The following is a 17,525-nucleotide window of genomic DNA, read 5'->3' as shown; positions in this document are numbered from 1 at the left end:
TTTTTAATAGTGTATAAGCATGTTTATGCGATATATTATGGTTGAGGAACAGACCCTGAAGACTGGGTCACAGGAACTGGAGGAGAAGGCAGACTACAACATGAGATATTACGCTCACCTGATGAAGTTAAGCAAGGAAAAACCTGCGGAGTTCTGGGGATCCCTGGCACAGGACCTCCTGGACTGGTATGAACCCTGGAAGGAGACCATGAGACAAGAAGACCCCATGACAAGATGGTTCATTGGAGGTAAGATCAATGCCTCCTACAATGCAGTGGACAGGCACCTAAATGGTCCAAGGAAGTTCAAGGCTGCGGTTATATGGGAGAGCGAGCTGGGAGAGAGGAAAATTGTGACCTATCAGGACATGTTCTATGAGGTCAACAGATGGGCCAACGCACTCAGGTCATTGGGAGTAGCTAGGGGGGACAGGGTAACCATATACATGCCCCTGACTCCCGAGGGTATAGCTGCCATGTTAGCCTCAGCTAGGCTGGGCGCAATTCACAGTGTTATATTTGCAGGGTTCGGTTCCCAGGCCATAGCTGATAGAGTTGAGGACGCTAAGGCTAAGGTGGTTATCACAGCCGATGCCTACCCCAGAAGGGGAAAGATCGTGGAACTCAAGAAAACGGTTGACGAGGCCCTGAACTCTCTTGGTGAACGAAGCCCGGTCCAGCACGTGTTGGTGTACAGAAGGATGAAAACTGAGGTTAACATGAAGGAGGGCAGAGACGTTTTCTTCGATGAGGTAGGGAAGTACAAGTACGTGGAACCTGAAAGGATGGATTCCAACGACCCCCTCTTCATCCTCTATACCTCGGGCACTACAGGGAAACCAAAGGGTATCATGCACTCCACTGGTGGTTACCTAACTGGAACGGCAGTCATGCTACTATGGAGCTACGGCCTGAGCCAGGAGAATGACGTTCTTTTCAACACCTCAGACATAGGCTGGATAGTGGGTCATTCCTATATCACGTACTCTCCCCTGGTCATGGGAAGAACTGTGGTGATCTATGAAAGCGCGCCCGACTATCCATATCCGGACAAATGGGCTGAGATTATTGAGAGATACAGGGCGACCACCTTCGGTACCTCCGCCACGGCTCTCCGATATTTCATGAAGTACGGAGATCAGTACGTGAAAAATCACGACCTCTCATCGGTCAGAATAATTGTGACCAACGGTGAGGTTCTCAACTACTCTCCCTGGAAGTGGGGACTGGAGGTGTTGGGTGGAGGGAAGGTTTTCATGTCGCATCAGTGGTGGCAAACCGAGACTGGAGCACCCAACCTGGGCTACCTTCCCGGAATAATTTACATGCCCATGAAGTCTGGGCCAGCCTCAGGTTTCCCACTGCCGGGTAACTTCGTGGAGGTTCTGGACGAGAATGGCAATCCAGCTGCTCCCCGAGCCAGGGGATACCTTGTGATGAGACCGCCATTCCCGCCAAACATGATGATGGGAATGTGGAACGATAACGGAGAGAGGTTGAAGAAGACCTATTTCAGCAAATTCGGTTCCCTGTACTATCCTGGAGACTTCGCCATGGTGGATGAGGACGGGTATATCTGGGTGCTGGGAAGGGCAGATGAGACGCTGAAGATTGCAGCCCACAGGATTGGAGCGGGGGAGGTGGAGTCTGCAATAACGTCTCACCCCTCGGTTGCAGAGGCAGCAGTCATAGGTGTACCTGATCCCGTGAAGGGCGAGGAGGTTCACGCATTCGTGGTTCTAAAGCAAGGTTATGCGCCATCCTCAGAGCTGGCCAGGGATATACAATCACACGTGAGGAAGGTGATGGGACCCATTGTGAGTCCGCAAATACATTTCGTGGATAAGTTGCCCAAGACCAGGTCCGGAAAGGTAATGAGAAGAGTGATAAAGGCAGTGATGATGGGGTCAAGTGCGGGTGACCTGACCACCATAGAAGATGAGGCTTCCATGGATGAAATAAAGAAGGCAGTGGAGGAGCTAAAGAAGGAACTGAAGACGGGTTAATCAATAGATATTTTCAATTTTCGATATACTTACCTCGGTATATTTATACCTGGGAGTTTTTGTTTCTGGATCTAGCTCGTCGCACACAACGTTGTTGATACTTCGCACATGCATATACGCAAACACGGTGCCCTCTAACACGTCAGGGGAAATCCTGGCGTTTAGAATTGCCATACCGCACCTAGAGGTTACCTTTACAAGATCATTATCCCTTATGCCAAGGCGTTGAGCGTCCTTAAGATTGAGATAAATCACGGGTGCAAGCTGACTAAATCCAGGCGTTCTGCTTATCATCTCGTCGGTGTTATACCTGGTCACTGCCCTACCCGTAATCAGTATGAGGCCACTCTTGGGCTCTGGTTGCTCCTCAAACTTTAACTTGGCCTTTCCGTTACTGGTGTAAAATCTCGTTCTGTAAAGGACGGTATCGTTCTCAGGATATCTGGAGGGAGTGGAGTAGTCCATTACCTGATCCAGCGTGAGGTTGGAGTAGGTCTTTGCAACCGTTTTCATTTCCTTAAATACCTCCTTCGGGTCTCTTGAAAAACCCTTTAATTCCAGCCTATCCGCTAGGAGAGAGAGGATCTCTAGCTCCTCTTTCACCTCCCCTGGAGGAGACGCAGCCTTAAACCTCCACTTCACGATTCTGTCCAAGCTGGTTACAGATCCCTCCTTCTCAGTCCACATTGCTGAAGGTAAAACGTAATGGGCCAATTTGGCCGTTTCCGTCATGAATGGATCCATCACCACCAGAAGCTCCAGAGACTTCAGGAAGTTCTCAACCTTTCTCCTGTTGGGGAAACTTACTGCAGGATTGAAATTCATTAGCACTATAGCCTTCATATCTGAACCGAGAAGGGCCTCGGTTACAGTCTTCCCTTCCCTCATGGGAGGTAGAAATCCCCATATTTTCTCAAGTTCCTTAGCAGTTTCCAGCGCCATGGGGCCATTGGGAAACACGTTAGGTTTAATCAGGTCCCCAGATCCCTGTACGTTAGTTTGACCCCTATACACCAGAAGGCCCGCCCCATCAATTCCCACGTTGCCCGTGAGTAGGGCCAGATTAATCAGACTGCGTACTGCCTTGGGTCCACCGGTCTGAGTTAGTCCAAGTCCCCAGGAGAAAATCACCGGCTTTTGTGAAATTAACCTGGCAAACTCTACGATAATGTGTTGTTCAATCCCAGTAATTCTCTCAGCTTCCTGGATTGTGTAGGATTTAATGAGCCTGGAGAACTCTTCAAAGCCGTCGACCCTGTCCTCAACGAATTTCCTGTCGTAAAGATTGTTGGAGATCAAGAAATTTGCCACAGCGTTAAACAGGTAAATGTCGGTACCTGGCCTGCTCTTGAGATGGAGATCGGCCATCTTGGCAGTTCCAGTAGTTCTGGGATCTATCACCGCAATTTTCCCGTTATTCTTCTTCAATAAGGAGAGGTATTGAACCAAGACGGGATGACTCTCAGTTAAAGATTCTCCCACTATCACCAGGGCCTTACTCCTGGGAATCTCGGTAACTGAGGTGGAAGTCGCACCAAGTCCCACCATTTCCTTCAGGGCTGTAGCAGAAGGATCATGACAGACTCGTGCACAGGAATCCACATTATTGGTTCCCAGCGCTCTCGCCAACTTCATCATAGTGTAGCCTTCTTCAAGGGTGTTTTGGCAACCCCCATAGAACCCTATGGCCTCTGGTCCATACCTTTTTCTTATCTCGAGGAGTTTGGTAGCAATCTCTTGAAGGGCGTTATCCCATGAAGTCCTGACCATCACGTCCTTTTCCCTCTTGAGAGGATAGAGAAGTCTATCCCAGCTGTTTCCAGGCTCGTGGGCAGTACTCCCCTTACCGCAGATGTGACCTCTGCTCACAACATGATCCTGGTCCGGGTATAACCTCATGATCAGGTTGTTGTCAACCTCAAGTATGAGACCACATCCGACTCCGCAGTACGGACAAATACTCTTAGTTTCAAGCATTAACCTACGTAGGATTGTATTTAATTAAACCGAAACTTAATAGGAGTCTTTAAAACGGGTAAACGGAGTTAACTCCCATATTACTTTTTAGTTCAACGAAAGCATCTTTCCCATGCAGATTAAGATATCCTCAGGGGACCTGGAAGCGGTGGTGGATCAAAGGGGTGCATATCTTCGCTCCTTTAGGGTAAATGGGAAGAACGTGATTGCGGAGGGTCAGGAGAGGCAAACCAGGGGAGGGATGGCCATTCTACTTCCATTTGCCAACAGGATCAAGGGAGGTAGATATGAATGGAAGGGAAAAACCTACACTCTCCCCGTGAACAGGGAAGGAAATGCCATTCATGGTTTAGTGATGGACAAGACGTTTCAGATCCTTTCCAGTGACGAGAGAGAGGTGAGGCTTGGGTTGCAACTGGCGGATAGGGGCTATCCCTCGAGCTTGCTTATTGAAGTGGACTACCTTCTCAAGGACGGATTAACATGTGTCATCTGGGTGGAAAATGAGGGAGATGAAGCTCCCTTAGTTGTGGGAACCCATCCCTACTTCATCGTTGAGGGAGAGTGGGAAATATATCCAAACAGGGCAAAGAGATGCGTGATGAAGGATAAGATACCCACAGGAGAGATGATAGATTTCACAATAATGCAGGGCGAGTACGACGATTGCTTCCATTTGCCCGGAGACTTGAACCTTTCCTCTAGATACTCCAAGATAAAGATCTCCAAACCCGGGATGGATTTCGTTCAGCTTTACACGGGAATCCCGGGCTCTGTTGCCGTTGAGCCAATGAGCGGTGCCCCAGACGCGTTTAACAACGGAATAGGACTGCTAACCCTGGCCTCTGGGGAAAGGAGAAGATTTGAGATCAGGATAGAGGCGCAGTTGCTGTAATGTGGACAATACACTGAGCTAGCAACCAAATCTCAGACATAGGACCTGTTCCATATCCTGGAGAAGGTCCTTGAGCATGGGATACTCCCTCATTAGCTCATCTATCCCGTTCTGCGTTATGCTCAGGATAAGCTCACCGCCTATTATGGCCTTCTGTTCAATGAAATCCTGCTTCAGGAGAGCATCCAGATCCCTCTTCAGACGTGGACCGCTGATTCCCGTGTATTCCTCGATCTCTGACGTGCTAAGTTCCCCCTCCAGTAAGAGGGTCAGTATCCTTAGTTGTCTCATGTTCATTAATCAACTAGACGAGAACTTAGTAAAAAACCCTAGCTTAAGGGGGTGATATCGAGTCGAAATTATTGAAGAGGTGAGCTGGCCTAGATGAACTTGGCTATATGTCGAGAGTGGGCTTTCTAAACCTGTTAATGAGTATCCACGCCACTGCTATCACAATAACTCCAACCACAACACCGGGTATCAGGTAGGGAGGTAATCCGGTCCCCTTGGTGGCAGGAACCCCTGAAGTCTGAGTTGATGAAGTCTGAGTTGAGTTACTGGGTGGCGGTGTGACCTTCTTGGTTGTATTGGTACTGCTGGTTGTTGATGTAGTTGTATTGGTCTGGGTCTTGGTGATCGTATTTGTTTGGTTATGAACAGGTGTGATCACGGTTCGGAGCGTGGGTATGGACGCGTTAAACTGATTCGTGAGGAAGACTGGGTTCTGCTGTCCTTTGGAGACAGAGACAAGATTATTCATCAGGGAGACGTGTAAGTCACTGCTACCTTCAGCCGTGTCAGCACCAAAGCTGTAGATGCTGGGGAAGGGATGAAGCGATCCGTTATAATAGAAAAGTGCCAACGACGCTGAAAGGTTCTGGAAATAGGCTACCTCTCCGTTTCCTCCTCCCCCGAACACTAGCTCCGCGTCATAGAAATTGAGGGTAGGCGGAGAGTTATATCCATTAACGTAGAGATAGGCTTGGGTGGCGCTTGGATCCAGAATGAGAGAGGAGTCGAACTGTTTCCAGCTCCCGTTAACCACCGTACCGTTTTCAATCAATTTATAGTCGAAGCCTATCCTCACTCCAAGCTTTTTGAGTATGGATACGTTCACAGAAACCAAAAGGGAGAGGGGTGTCCTGTATTCTACGCTCTGGGTCCTGTATGTGTAATATACTCCGTTATTAAACGGTGGATAAACCCCACCCTTACCCTGAATTGTAACATTTGTGAGGGTAGCGTTTTCATTGGTAACGTTCAGAACCGAGGACTGGAAACATAGGGTGGACTCATTGGTGATGAAAACAATGACGTTCTGGACCCAGTAGGTCTGGTTTTCCTTTCCATTCACCACAACCAGGGGAACGTTCAACTGAAGACTGGCGGAGTAAGGAGATACGTTAAGCTCCTTTGCTGTCTGATTATATGCGAGTATCGAGGAAATGTTGGCAAATCCGATCACCGAAGATGCCCTAACCACGTATGGGACCGGCACTCCGGATCTGTTAAATAGACCATAACTGGCCACACCCATGGGAAAATCAGTCCTGTTCAAGGATAGTGGATCGGGATAGGTAGGGGCATACAGAACTGAGGAGTAGATTGCCAGTGTCGAGGATCCGGGATTAATCACTGTGATAGAGTAATTACCTGGGTTCAGGGTAAGTGTGCGATTCACGAAGGTCAGAGGTTCATCCCTAGAGGGCCCTACAGAGAAATAAGTCACGTTACCTGAGGTCACCTGCAAGGAAAATGAATTATTGGAGACTAGATAGAGGTATAGGTGGAAGGGATAGGTCAGGTTAAGCCGGTAGTTTTCTTGGTACCCTGGAGGTAAAGTGTAGGACACCTGTGCGGGACTCAGCCTCATGGTGTACTGAAGGGTTACCTGCTGTAGATAGGCGTAAAGCACGAGATAGTATTTACCAGGGGTGAGTAAAACCTGGTTACTAAATGAGGAGTTAAGGATTGCCACACCCTTGTACGGATTACCCGTGGTGTTAAGGAACTCCTGAAGCTGTGACTGATTCATTACCATTACGGCTACACTGCCTGTGGAGTTCCAGGAGTAGGAAAGTATTTCCGTGGTGTTAACGTTCAGCGGGATGTACTCATACTGGCCCGCACTGAGTATAACAGAGCTTGGTGCTTCAAGTGAAAATGCGGGAAACAGCGATATTCCGAGCAATATAGTAAATAGTAGCCACTTCATGGCTGAAAATTTGTTGAAAAAATAAAAGTCTTTCCTTTATTTACCACTTGTTATTTTCTTCTCATCAGGATCGCTACAACTGCCACTATGATTATCACTACTACGGCTATGGCCACGTATAGCAATGTATTCCCGGAACTTGGGGATGAGGAGGTGGAGGATGTTGAGGAGGTTGTGGATGTGCTGGATGAACTGGTTGTGGATGTGCTGGATGCGCCGTAAACTGCATAGTACGTGTTGGATGGATCGTCATATATCACCAGCTTACCGTTCACAACGAAGTAATTAGTGGAGTTCAAGGGGACTAGGGAACCGTTAACCTCCTTATAAACCACGACACTCTCGTTCTTGAGCAGAGTGACATTAAACAGTATGCTTCCACTTGCGTTCACCACTATCTTTTGAGCCGGGAATTGATGACCGGTCATGTTAACTACGGTTTCAGTAACGTTTTCTGGCCTTGTCACGGTAACGTTAATGACCTTTCCACTGGGCGTTACCACAAAGAACTGATAGGTACCGTTCAGTGATACCTCAACTAGGTGGGCCCCCTCACCGTGACCATGCTCCACCACGTAGACTGGATGGGTCAGATTGATATAGGCGGTAGACTCGGCGGAGTCGTTAGAAGTTATCACAACTATCACTGGCACACCATGTACTTCCGCCTCGGCCTCCGTCTCAGCTCTAGGAGGTTTCACGTGACCTGTGACCATCTTGAGTTCTCCGGCGACCAGGCTTGAGAAGGAATTCGAGATAATTCCCTCCCTGCTTCCCTGCTTGGAGAGGAAGCTGTTATGAACGTATCCCAGTACCGTACCGTTAACTCCGAAGAATTCTATGGTAGAGAACTGATAGTATGACTGTCCTGATACGCCGAACTTGCCGAATCCAAGGTCCATCAGGGCGAACCCTTCTCCCTTCCACACTAGGGCAGGAACCAGTGAGCCATTGAAGTAGGCTAGGGTAGTGTTGTAGTTGGTTGTGGCGTTAACGCTCCCATTGCTTACCTGTAGCTCGTCCTGTTCGGGTTCATATCTCCTCGGGAAGTTTTGCTGTACTTCTACTTCCCTGGTGGAATGAGCTATCACTGTGGAAGTTACCTGAACCAGGTTGAGGTTTTCGCTAAACTCGTGGTTGCCCACTGTAAGGGGCACGGTGATGTTAGCCAGAGAGGTTCCATTGCTGAACACTAGGGTGAGCATGCCGGTTTCATTCACATAGGCCTGCGTTGTTATGGAGGCATTGGCACCAGCAAGTCCTGCCCAAACAAGCTCAGTCATTCCAGAGGTGTTAACCACGAGCCTGATGAGCTGTGGTATCTGAGAAGTCACGGTGAGAGTTCCCATAGGGGAAAGGCTCACAGTAATGTTGCCCTTGTAATCCTTCACGCTTCCAGTACTCAGCTGATATAGGGTGGAACTGCCTTGAACCCTTACGCTCTCACCAGAGTAGGTTGAGGTATAGGTGGCATTAGATACGTAATAGTAAATAGTGCCATTAAGATCGTGAAGCCCGTGAATTACGTGCAGTCCAAGACCCACGTTGTACACGCTATCATATCTCTGATAAACTACTGTTAAATTACTCTGGTTTGAGTCTGAAATAGCAGTTACACTAAAAATTGATGCAGTAATTCCCAGGGCCAAGATTACTAACATTGGGATGAAGAGTTTTTCCATCTTTATCTAAGAGGAATTGAACATTCCTCTATTTAAGACTGATTTGTTAGTTGCAGTTCCACTTGAGCGGAATATGAAAATATCTGATTAACTGACTGATTGCTCGTTGAGAAATAGATTAAATATATCTCCTTAGCTAAAAATAAAAATTATAAATCCTTTTACTTGGTTTGTATTCCAGGTCTTACTAGTTTACTTAGATCTAGTATATCATCTATTTGTTTATCACTAAATCCAAGTTCCCTAAGTGCCTCCCTGATGGACATTCCCCTGTTAAGCATTTTCCCTATCTGTGACGCCTTATCATATCCCACTATGGGGGAGATTACGGTGACCAGCGCCGGACTGCTTTCCGCATACCTCTTCATCTTCTCCTGGTTGGGGACCATTCCCTTAATCAGCAGAGAGGAGAACTTGTTCAGGCCCTCGGAAAGGAGGTCCACCTGCGTGACCACGTTCTGCCCTATCAAGGGGACTCCCATGGCCAGCTCGAATTCTCCTAGGTTTGACGCAAACTGATTAGCCTGATCCAACCCAACTACCTGGGCTGCTATCAGCATTGATGCCTCCGCTGTCACAGGGTTGGTCTTTCCTGGCATAATACTGCTCCCGGCTATCTCCTCCTGCGTAGGAAGGTCGATCTCACCTATTGCTGTCATTGGTCCGGAAAACATCAACCTGAAGTCCTGGGCCATTCTGTAAAGTTCCACGGCAATGGTTCTCATTACCCCGCTGAGAGTCAGTAGATCGGTGAGGAACCTCAAACCTCTGAAGGGGTTGGCAAGGGTGAAACCCTGCCCCGTGACCTGGTTGATAATTGCAATAACTGTCTCCCTGAACTTAGGATGAGAATTCACTCCTGTACCCACCGCTGTGCCTCCAATGGGTAGCTCCTTCACGTATTCAAGAACAGTCTTGAGCATGTTGAGATCGTGAGAGAGGGCATCTGCATACGCGTGAAGTTCCTGACCAAGGGTAACTGGCATTGCATCCCTCAGGTGAGTCCTGCCCGACTTCACCACTGAGGAGTACCTGTCACCAGCTTCGCGCAGGGAACTCACTATCCCCTCCAGAGCCGGGACCAATTTTTCCTGGACCTGCTTCACCGCGCCTATCCTGATAGCTGTGGGTACAGTGTCATTGGAGGACTGACTCATGTTAACATGATCGTTGGGATGTACCTTTAGACCTGAAATCTGCGAGGCCCTCTCTGCAATGACCTCATTCACGTTCATGTTAAGTCCCGTTCCAGAGCCTGTCTGGAATACGTCGAGTATAATTTTGTCGTCGTGTTTACCCTCCATCAGTTCCATGGATGCCTGCTCTATTGCCTTCCCAATCTGCTGATCTAGAATGCCCAGGGTCACGTTTGCCCTTGCACATGAATACTTTACAACGCCCATGGCAAAAATTAGAGATTTATGAAACCTTGTTCCCGTATTCATGAAGAGTTTGGGTGCACTTTCCGTGTATTTCATGAGATAGAGAGGTGAAATTGGCATAAAGGCTTTCCTCAGGTTGAGAGTGAGGCGATGATGTTGAGATCAGTTAAAGTGTCGTGATTTCCCGAAAGGCTTGAAGGGACTGGAGAAACCTGAACCTTCAGAGACAGACTTGCTTTACACTAAGGTGTTCCAGTGATCTAGAACCCTCTTTAACTTCTTCACAACGCCTGGTACGTCTCCTGTGGGGAAATACTCCCACCCGTTTAGTTCATTTTCCTCAGATGTGTAAACCTTGCTCCACTTAACGCCGTGTATATAGTAGGCGTAAATGGGCTTCACCCTCTCCATTAATTCCATGAATGAACTGAGGTCCTCGGTTTTCACCATATAGCTTCCCCTATCGCTCTCCTCAACCACGGGAACGCCCTCATAGGACTCCAGTCCCTCAAGTTCGCCCTCACTCAGGGAGACGTGAAGTCTGTAACCATTATCGTATTCAACGAGGAAGGCAAGAGGTTTCAATCCCAGGGCCTGTCCATACAACTTGATGAGCTCCTCCGTTTCCACCCTCTTCGTGAACGTCACTACCCTATGGGGACGGGGATAAAGTTTCATGGAGGCCTCAGTGAATCCCCCGAGAAGGCCCTTGGAACCAATCAATCCTCTCCACTTCAGGATACCTACCGGTGTGACTACCTTAGCCCATTGTGTGAAAGAGTAAGGTGTACCGTACCCCGTGGAGATTGGATATGCCTCATTCAGTGCAAGTAAGCCCCCCACTGTACCATCATAGAGTGATGGGAAAAGGAGATCAGAGGACATGGCCTCCTCCCTTATCTTGGTCACTGAGGCGCCGGCCTGCGCCACTACCTCTCCTCCCTTTATCTCGAAGTCTGACATCTTCAGTGTGGAGACAATCAAGTCTGCGCTTTTGCGTGAATGTGTTCCTGTGCCCACTATGGAAACTGTCTTTCCCTCAACCCTGGCACTCCTAAGGATTCCCAGTAATTCTATGTCGTTGTTAATTTCCATGATTATTACATTCTTCTCGTACTCCTTAAAAGGGAAAGGGCGTTTTGATGAAAATTTTTAGATCGATCTGTCAAGAAATAATTGCTAACCAGTCTGAAGCATTTTTGTGTGTACCTAGTACAGTTATAAAATGCTGTTGGTCTCTTACCCCCATGTCGATAATGGAGACGCAGTTTCCTTAAACGTGGTGATAGGCGGAGCAGGGATCAGACTTTCACCACTGGACCAGTTCATGAATCCTTCAGAAAACAAAAACTTTATATTCTTTAGGGTGACCCTAATATTTGATGAAAAATGAATTTCCTTGAACTTTTGCTGAATCCTCCTCAGGACCTAACTATTGGCGAGATTCTGGTGATTTCATTCATACTAGGTTTAATGCATGGGGCAACGCCTGACGAGCATACCTGGCCCATAACCTTCAGTTACGCTGTGGGGAAGTACAGTACCAAGGGAGGGATGAAGGCAGGTTTCCTGTTCTCTCTTGGCTTCACTGCTCAGAGAGCACTGTTAACGACTCTAGGATTCCTAGGATTGGCTGAAATCTACAACAGGTACAACCTCGATGGACCAGTATACATGATAGTGGGGATAGTAATGGCCATAGCCGGATCTTACATCCTGAAGGGGAGATATGTCCACCTACCAATTGACAGGCTTCTGGGTAGTGAACATCACGATCCCATGGCCGAGAGGAACGAACTGAGGGACCCGCCCATTAAGATGACCATCGTCCACGGATTGATTGCGGGATTTGGATTTGGAGCCTATGCCTCCATCATCACCTTCGTGCTGGCACCTAGGATGCCGAGTATAATCTTTGCTCCCTTACCTGGGGTGATGTTCGGCTTGGGCACCATGACTATGCAGATAATCTTTGGGGCACTGTTTGCCAACCTGATGAAGGTGAAGAAGCTAACCGAGGAGGACATACGATACGTTGGTAGCAAAACCGCAGGCAGAGTCTTGTACTACGGAGGAATCACGTTCTCACTGGTGGGCCTGCTCATCATCCTGTTCCCTAGCATTGATAACTGGGCATTATCCACAGGAGTCTCCATTCCTAACCTTAACGCCATAGATGTGGGGTTCCTTCTAGTTGTGACCGTTGTAGGAGTGCTGGGGGTGATTAGTATGATAATGAGTTACAGGGAAATGACCAGAACCAAGGGGAGGATTAGTAAGGAAACTAAAGCGTGACATTTTTACCACTTCAACCACTATCAGGTATGGAAAGTCTCAGATCTTTCCTCAAGGAAAGCCTAGACAAGTACGATATGCCCTTCCCCGTGGATAAGAAGGTGTGCTCCGGTTGGGCGAAGGACCTTCCCCACGGAGGAGAAACCATCATTTTCACATCCTGCATGTATCAGATTGAACCCGTGGTTCCCACCCTGAGCAAATTTTCCTCGATGACTGGGATTTTCACAGGAGCCCTCAAGGGTCTATCCTCCTTGGCCAAACTTGTAAAGCCATCCAAGGAGGAGATTGACAGGGCATACAAAATCCTGAACAACGTAGTGAATGCCCTGAGAAGGAGAGGAATCAATCCTGGTTACCTTTATGAGGACGAGCCATACAGTGGCGCCCTTCTCCTGGAGGCAGGCCTCCTGGAGGATTTCGCCAATCATGCCAGGAGAGTAGCGTCACTGCTGAGGGATAGGGGTGTGAAGAGGGTGATCACTGTGGATCCTCACACCCACAACGCATTGACTAGGTACGCGGAGTTTGTCCCCTTCGACGTGGAGGTTGTGAACTATCTCCAGCTTGTGGATACGGAGAAGAAGATTGAGGGAGAGTTCACCATCCATGATTCATGCCTCTACTCCAGGTTCCTAGACCTGAGGGATAGATACAGGGAGCTTATCTCTAAATCGGGAATTAAGCTAAACGAGGACTTTCTCGTAACAGGGAGGGAGACCTCAACCTGCTGTGGAGGCCCCATCGCACTGATTAACAGAGATCTGAGCGAATCCATAGCAGAGAAGAGGGCTCAGGAGCTCAACAGACTCTCCAACAAACTCTTGGTGATGTGCCCCATCTGTTACATCACCCTATCGCCTCACTTCAGGGGAGAAGTGAAGGATATAGCTGAGGTGATATTATGACCTGGGAAATTGCGATCGAGAGGACAATAAGAAACAACGTCCCCAGGGTTTACAACGTTCTGGAGAAGTATACCTACATCCTTGAGCTTGCAAGGGAATTGAGGGAGGCCAAGTTGGAGGTTCTCAACAACCTCGAGTCCTACGTGGAACAAACAGTGGAGTCTGTGAAAAGAATTGGTGGAGTGCCACATGTGGTCGGAAACTCTGAGGAGGCTAGGGAAGTAGTCTCCAAGATAATTGGAGACAGAAAGAAGATTGTCATGGGCAAGTCAATGGTGGCCTTTGAGGTAGGATTGAGGGAACATCTCAAGAACATGGGAAAAGAGGTATGGGAGACTGACCTCGGAGAATTCCTAATTCAGCTAGCGAACGAGCCACCCTCCCACATTATAGCGCCTGCAGTTCACATGTCAAAGGAGAGGGCCGAGGAACTTGTCAGGGAAGCTCTGGGAGGGCTTCCCCCCAACTCCACCCACGAGCAGATAGTGGCCAGAGTGAGAGAGTTCCTGAGGGACAAGTTCGTCAATGCTGAGGTTGGAATAACCGGTGCCAACGCCATAGCGGCAGATACAGGTTCGATCATCCTTGTAGAAAATGAGGGAAACATTAGGTTTACCACTGTATCCCCTCCCCTTCACATTGCCGTGGCGGGTTTTGAAAAGATTGTACCCACTCTCCCCCACGCAATGATGGAGGCCATGGTTCAGGCAGCCTATGCAGGTCTATATCCACCAACATACGTTAACCTGACCTCAGGGCCCAGTTCCACTGGGGATATTGAGATGAAGAGAGTGAGCCCTGCCCACGGACCCAAGGAGTTCCACTTGGTCCTGATTGATAACGGGAGAGTGAGGGCATCAAAGGACCCTGACCTGAGGGAAGCCCTGCTCTGCATCAGGTGTGGGAGATGTCATCTTCACTGCCCAGTGTACAGAGCGATGGATGGAAAATGGGGCGTTCCTCCCTACTCAGGTCCCATGGGCTCCATGTGGTCTTACATCGTGTTTGGCGACCCAAAGCCCTCACTCCTCTGCACCCATTCAGGTGGATGTAAGGAGGTCTGCCCCATGAAAATAAACATCCCCAAGGTACTGGAGAAGATAAAGGCCAGGGCCTGGAGCTGACTTTTAAGCTTTCTCACCCATTCTTACCCATAGAAAAATCTCTTATTGTCACAACGCTATTAACTTGCATGAAAATCGAGAAATCCAAGATAGGAAACGCTTACTATTACCCCCTTTCCCAGCTCAAGGAAATGGGGTTTGATGTAGAGAAATATCCCTATTCCATAAAAATCCTCATAGAGAACGTCCTTAGGAACCTCGATGGCGAGAAGATCACGGAAGAGGACCTTGAGGTTATTGCCGGATGGAAAACCGGTAAGGACTTCGCGTTTTCTCCTACCAGGGTCATCATGCAGGACTACACTGGAGTTCCCCTGCTGGTAGACCTCGCAGCCATGAGATCAGAGTTACAGAGGAGAGGGAAGGATCCCTCCCGCGTCAATCCCAGACTACCCTCTGACCTGGTAATAGATCATTCTGTGCAGGTGGACTATTTTGGAACCGAGTATTCCCTGTCCCTTAACATGAGGAGGGAATTTGAGAGAAATGAGGAGAGGTATAAGTTCCTGAAGTGGGCCCAGGGAGCTTTCACCAACCTGAGGATAGTTCCCCCAGGTAATGGTATCATCCACCAGGTTAACCTAGAGTTCCTGAGCAAGGTTGTGGACCTCAGGGAACATAAAGGCGTTCTCACCGCGTTTCCCGAGATTGTGATCGGAACAGATTCCCACACAACCATGGCAGACGGTATTGGGGTACTGGCCTGGGGAGTGGGAGGTCTTGAGGCCGAGGCGGTCATGCTTGGAGAACCATACTACATGACGGTGCCCGAGGTTGTTGGTGTTAGACTCACGGGAGAAGTGAGAGAGGGAGTGACTCCAACCGACGTGGTGCTATACATTACCGAGACGCTTAGACGGAAGGGAGTTGTTGGAAAGTTCGTGGAGTTCTTTGGCCCCGCCCTCTCCCATCTGTCTGTGCCAGATAGAGCCACCATAGGAAACATGGCCCCTGAATACGGTGCCACCGTGGGTTACTTCCCCATTGATGACCAAACTCTGAATTACCTCAGGGCGACTGATAGGGACGCAAAGATGGTGGGAGAATACGCTAAGGCTCAGGGCATCTTCTACGGAGTGGAACCCAAATACACCGATGTGGTGAACATTGACCTATCCGATGTGGAACCGTCTCTGGCCGGGCCTAGAAATCCCGATGAGAGAGTGCCCCTAAGGAAGATGGCCGAGCTAAAGACGGGTAACAAGAAAGGAAAGAAGATAGCAGACGGTAGTGTGGTGCTGGCCTCAATCACCAGCTGTACCAACACCTCAAATCCAACGGTAATGCTGGGGGCCGGAATACTGGCTAGAAAGGCAGTCGCTATGGGTCTCAGGTCCATGAACTACGTCAAGACAAGCATGGCACCTGGGTCACCAATAGTGGTTAAGTACCTGAATGAGGCTGGGTTAACCCCCTACCTGGAGGCATTGGGTTTCCACGTTGTGGGATTTGGATGCACCACATGTATTGGGAATGCCGGTCCCCTACCCAGTGAGGTCGAGGAAGATCTGAAGCAGGGGATTGAGGGATATGCTGTCATCAGCGGAAACAGGAACTTTGAGGGTAGGATAAATCCCTTGCTTAAGGGAACATACCTGGCGTCTCCAATACTGGTGGTGGCATATGCGCTGGCTGGAAGGATCAACATTAACTTTGAGAACGAACCTCTGGGCATAGATCCTAACGGTAAACCGGTTTACCTAAAGGACGTATGGCCGAGCATGAAGGAAATATCATCTTATCTCACGCTGGCATTGAACCCCAAGTTCTACAGTGAACAGAAGGGAAGGATATTCGATGGCGATGAAAACTGGAAACAATTGCCTGTTGAAGGAGGCTTGACCTTTGCATGGGATCCAAAGTCCACGTACATAGTGGAACCTCCGTGGTTCAAGGAGAGCTCAGAATTCAAGGAAATTAGAAACGCCAGAATTCTAATGATGCTAGGTGACAAGGTAACCACGGATCATATCTCCCCAGCAGGTCCCATAGCCAAGGACTCGGATGCTGCAAAGTATCTTGAGGAGAGGGGAGCTAGGGAGCTCAACACCTATGGTGCAAGAAGAGGAAACCACGAGGTTATGCTGAGAGGTGGATTCGCGAATCCCAAGGTGAAGAACATTCTCGTAAATAGTGAGGGCGGGTTCACCGTTCATTATCCCGATGGCACTGTGGACACGGTATACAAGGTTGCTATGAGGTACAAGAGCGAGGGAGTACCCCTGGTCATATTTGCAGGGAAGCAGTACGGAACTGGAAGCTCAAGGGATTGGGCAGCCAAGGTAACTGCGCTACTGGGAGTAAGGGCTGTGATAGCGGAGAGTTTCGAAAGGATCCACAGAAGTAACCTGGTGGCCATGGGCGTCATCCCGGTGGAAGCAGACTGGAAGTCTCTGAACCTGAAGGGAAATGAGATTGTAGACGTGGAGCTGGATGAAATGAAACCGCGAACCACTGTAACCATAAGGGTCAGAGGGGAAACCGAGAGAACATTGAAGGGAATAGCCAGAATTGATACAAGGACTGAGCTAGAATATGTAAGACATGGTAACATACTGAACTACGTCTTCAAGAGAGTCATGCAGGACTAGGGCCTTAGGAGCTGTTCAGATGCCTCACTGCCCGCCTAGTTTCTGCGTCTGTAGTCTTGACATAAACCCACTCTTTCCAAGTATCTCAGAAGAGGAAAAAGTAAAAACGGAATATAACTTAAATAGAGTTGGCTTTACTGCTTCATTGGCAAAATTTTTACAGAGTTCTCATTTTCATCGAACACTACTCTAACTAGGTCCCCTTCCTTTATCTGAAACTTTTGTCTGATTCTAGCAGGTATGGTAACTTGATAGTTTCTGCTCACTTTAACTATATCTTCTACTGCCATTTTTATCCATATCCATTACTTACTCAGCGTTTATAATATTTTCTATATACTTTCGACGGAGATGACAGGCAGTATAAAAAAATTTGGTGAAAAGTTCTATTTGAATCTTCATTAGATTTTCTTTATCTTGGGAGGTTCAAAGTCATTGAAAATCCAATTCA

14 protein-coding genes are annotated in these 17,525 nt (G+C 48.5%); 7 read left to right on the top strand and 7 right to left on the bottom strand.

The features are described 5' to 3' along the window. Window positions 1–37: 37 nt before the first annotated feature. Window positions 38–2,005: an acetate--CoA ligase gene (acs, locus tag L3N51_RS02450; RefSeq protein WP_238025237.1), complete on the top strand. Its 1,968-nt coding sequence runs from the start codon at window positions 38–40 to the stop codon at window positions 2,003–2,005. Here acs and fdhF read toward each other — a convergent pair whose 3' ends face one another. Next, window positions 2,006–3,982: a formate dehydrogenase subunit alpha gene (gene fdhF / locus L3N51_RS02445; RefSeq protein WP_238025234.1), complete on the bottom strand. Its 1,977-nt coding sequence runs from the start codon at window positions 3,980–3,982 to the stop codon at window positions 2,006–2,008. Window positions 3,983–4,094: 112 nt separating this feature from the next. On the opposite strand from fdhF, the gene L3N51_RS02440 reads away from it, so the two are divergent. Further along, window positions 4,095–4,877 carry an aldose 1-epimerase gene (locus tag L3N51_RS02440; RefSeq protein WP_238025232.1) on the top strand — a complete coding sequence of 261 codons (783 nt, stop codon included), beginning with the start codon at window positions 4,095–4,097 and terminating at the stop codon, window positions 4,875–4,877. An 18-nt stretch (window positions 4,878–4,895) separates the two neighbouring features. On the opposite strand, the gene L3N51_RS02435 is transcribed toward L3N51_RS02440, so the two are convergent. From L3N51_RS02435 to L3N51_RS02415, 5 genes are all read right to left on the bottom strand, one after another. Continuing rightward, a complete protein-coding gene (locus L3N51_RS02435) occupies window positions 4,896–5,168 on the bottom strand; it encodes an ArsR family transcriptional regulator (protein ID WP_238025231.1) in 273 nt (90 codons plus the stop codon). 103 nt (window positions 5,169–5,271) lie between these two features. Continuing rightward, window positions 5,272–7,092 (bottom strand): thermopsin, encoded by a 1,821-nt coding sequence (locus L3N51_RS02430; protein ID WP_238025226.1) that lies wholly within the window; start codon window positions 7,090–7,092, stop codon window positions 5,272–5,274. Window positions 7,093–7,142: 50 nt separating this feature from the next. Further along, on the bottom strand, window positions 7,143–8,774 hold the full coding sequence (locus tag L3N51_RS02425; protein WP_238025221.1) for a hypothetical protein: 1,632 nt from the start codon (window positions 8,772–8,774) through the stop codon (window positions 7,143–7,145). A gap of 161 nt (window positions 8,775–8,935) precedes the next feature. Then, entirely contained in the window at window positions 8,936–10,252 is a 1,317-nt protein-coding gene (locus L3N51_RS02420; RefSeq protein ID WP_238025220.1) for a class II fumarate hydratase, read from the bottom strand. 141 nt (window positions 10,253–10,393) lie between these two features. Further along, window positions 10,394–11,251, bottom strand: coding sequence for an FAD-binding protein (locus L3N51_RS02415; RefSeq protein ID WP_238025219.1), 858 nt, complete (start codon window positions 11,249–11,251; stop codon window positions 10,394–10,396). A 130-nt stretch (window positions 11,252–11,381) separates the two neighbouring features. On the opposite strand from L3N51_RS02415, the gene L3N51_RS02410 reads away from it, so the two are divergent. The 5 genes from L3N51_RS02410 to acnA all read left to right on the top strand — a co-directional run bounded on the left by L3N51_RS02410 (window position 11,382) and on the right by acnA (window position 17,074). Continuing rightward, complete coding sequence (locus L3N51_RS02410; RefSeq protein WP_238025218.1) at window positions 11,382–11,549, top strand: hypothetical protein; 168 nt, start codon at window positions 11,382–11,384, stop codon at window positions 11,547–11,549. Beyond that, complete coding sequence (locus L3N51_RS02405; protein WP_238025217.1) at window positions 11,546–12,451, top strand: hypothetical protein; 906 nt, start codon at window positions 11,546–11,548, stop codon at window positions 12,449–12,451. Before L3N51_RS02410 ends, L3N51_RS02405 begins: the two co-directional genes overlap by 4 nt. Window positions 12,452–12,480: 29 nt before the next feature. Further along, window positions 12,481–13,359: a (Fe-S)-binding protein gene (locus L3N51_RS02400; protein WP_238025216.1), complete on the top strand. Its 879-nt coding sequence runs from the start codon at window positions 12,481–12,483 to the stop codon at window positions 13,357–13,359. Beyond that, entirely contained in the window at window positions 13,353–14,483 is a 1,131-nt protein-coding gene (locus L3N51_RS02395; RefSeq protein ID WP_238025377.1) for an LUD domain-containing protein, read from the top strand. Before L3N51_RS02400 ends, L3N51_RS02395 begins: the two co-directional genes overlap by 7 nt. A 68-nt stretch (window positions 14,484–14,551) precedes the next feature. Next, window positions 14,552–17,074, top strand: a complete 2,523-nt coding sequence (gene acnA, locus L3N51_RS02390; RefSeq protein ID WP_238025215.1) for an aconitate hydratase AcnA — start codon at window positions 14,552–14,554, stop codon at window positions 17,072–17,074. A gap of 134 nt (window positions 17,075–17,208) precedes the next feature. Here the strand turns inward: acnA and L3N51_RS02385 are convergent, their stop codons facing one another. Beyond that, window positions 17,209–17,364: an AbrB/MazE/SpoVT family DNA-binding domain-containing protein gene (locus tag L3N51_RS02385; protein WP_012021412.1), complete on the bottom strand. Its 156-nt coding sequence runs from the start codon at window positions 17,362–17,364 to the stop codon at window positions 17,209–17,211. Window positions 17,365–17,525 lie beyond the last annotated feature (161 nt).

Source organism: Metallosphaera javensis (ex Hofmann et al. 2022), assembly GCF_022064045.1.
In the GTDB taxonomy this organism is placed as follows: domain Archaea; phylum Thermoproteota; class Thermoprotei_A; order Sulfolobales; family Sulfolobaceae; genus Metallosphaera; species Metallosphaera javensis.
The sequence above is the reverse complement of the archived record's forward strand: the minus strand, read 5'-3'. Positions and strand labels throughout refer to the sequence as shown.

Coding starts and splice junctions, on each gene's coding strand:
- acnA (WP_238025215.1), top strand. CDS start 14,552: ATGAAAATCGAGAAATCCAAGATAGGAAACGCTTACTATTACCCCCTT.
- L3N51_RS02435 (WP_238025231.1), bottom strand. CDS start 5,168: ATGAGACAACTAAGGATACTGACCCTCTTACTGGAGGGGGAACTTAGC.
- L3N51_RS02415 (WP_238025219.1), bottom strand. CDS start 11,251: ATGGAAATTAACAACGACATAGAATTACTGGGAATCCTTAGGAGTGCC.
- L3N51_RS02425 (WP_238025221.1), bottom strand. CDS start 8,774: ATGGAAAAACTCTTCATCCCAATGTTAGTAATCTTGGCCCTGGGAATT.
- L3N51_RS02385 (WP_012021412.1), bottom strand. CDS start 17,364: ATGGCAGTAGAAGATATAGTTAAAGTGAGCAGAAACTATCAAGTTACC.
- fdhF (WP_238025234.1), bottom strand. CDS start 3,982: ATGCTTGAAACTAAGAGTATTTGTCCGTACTGCGGAGTCGGATGTGGT.
- L3N51_RS02430 (WP_238025226.1), bottom strand. CDS start 7,092: ATGAAGTGGCTACTATTTACTATATTGCTCGGAATATCGCTGTTTCCC.
- L3N51_RS02400 (WP_238025216.1), top strand. CDS start 12,481: ATGGAAAGTCTCAGATCTTTCCTCAAGGAAAGCCTAGACAAGTACGAT.
- acs (WP_238025237.1), top strand. CDS start 38: ATGGTTGAGGAACAGACCCTGAAGACTGGGTCACAGGAACTGGAGGAG.
- L3N51_RS02405 (WP_238025217.1), top strand. CDS start 11,546: ATGAATTTCCTTGAACTTTTGCTGAATCCTCCTCAGGACCTAACTATT.
- L3N51_RS02440 (WP_238025232.1), top strand. CDS start 4,095: ATGCAGATTAAGATATCCTCAGGGGACCTGGAAGCGGTGGTGGATCAA.
- L3N51_RS02410 (WP_238025218.1), top strand. CDS start 11,382: ATGCTGTTGGTCTCTTACCCCCATGTCGATAATGGAGACGCAGTTTCC.
- L3N51_RS02420 (WP_238025220.1), bottom strand. CDS start 10,252: ATGAAATACACGGAAAGTGCACCCAAACTCTTCATGAATACGGGAACA.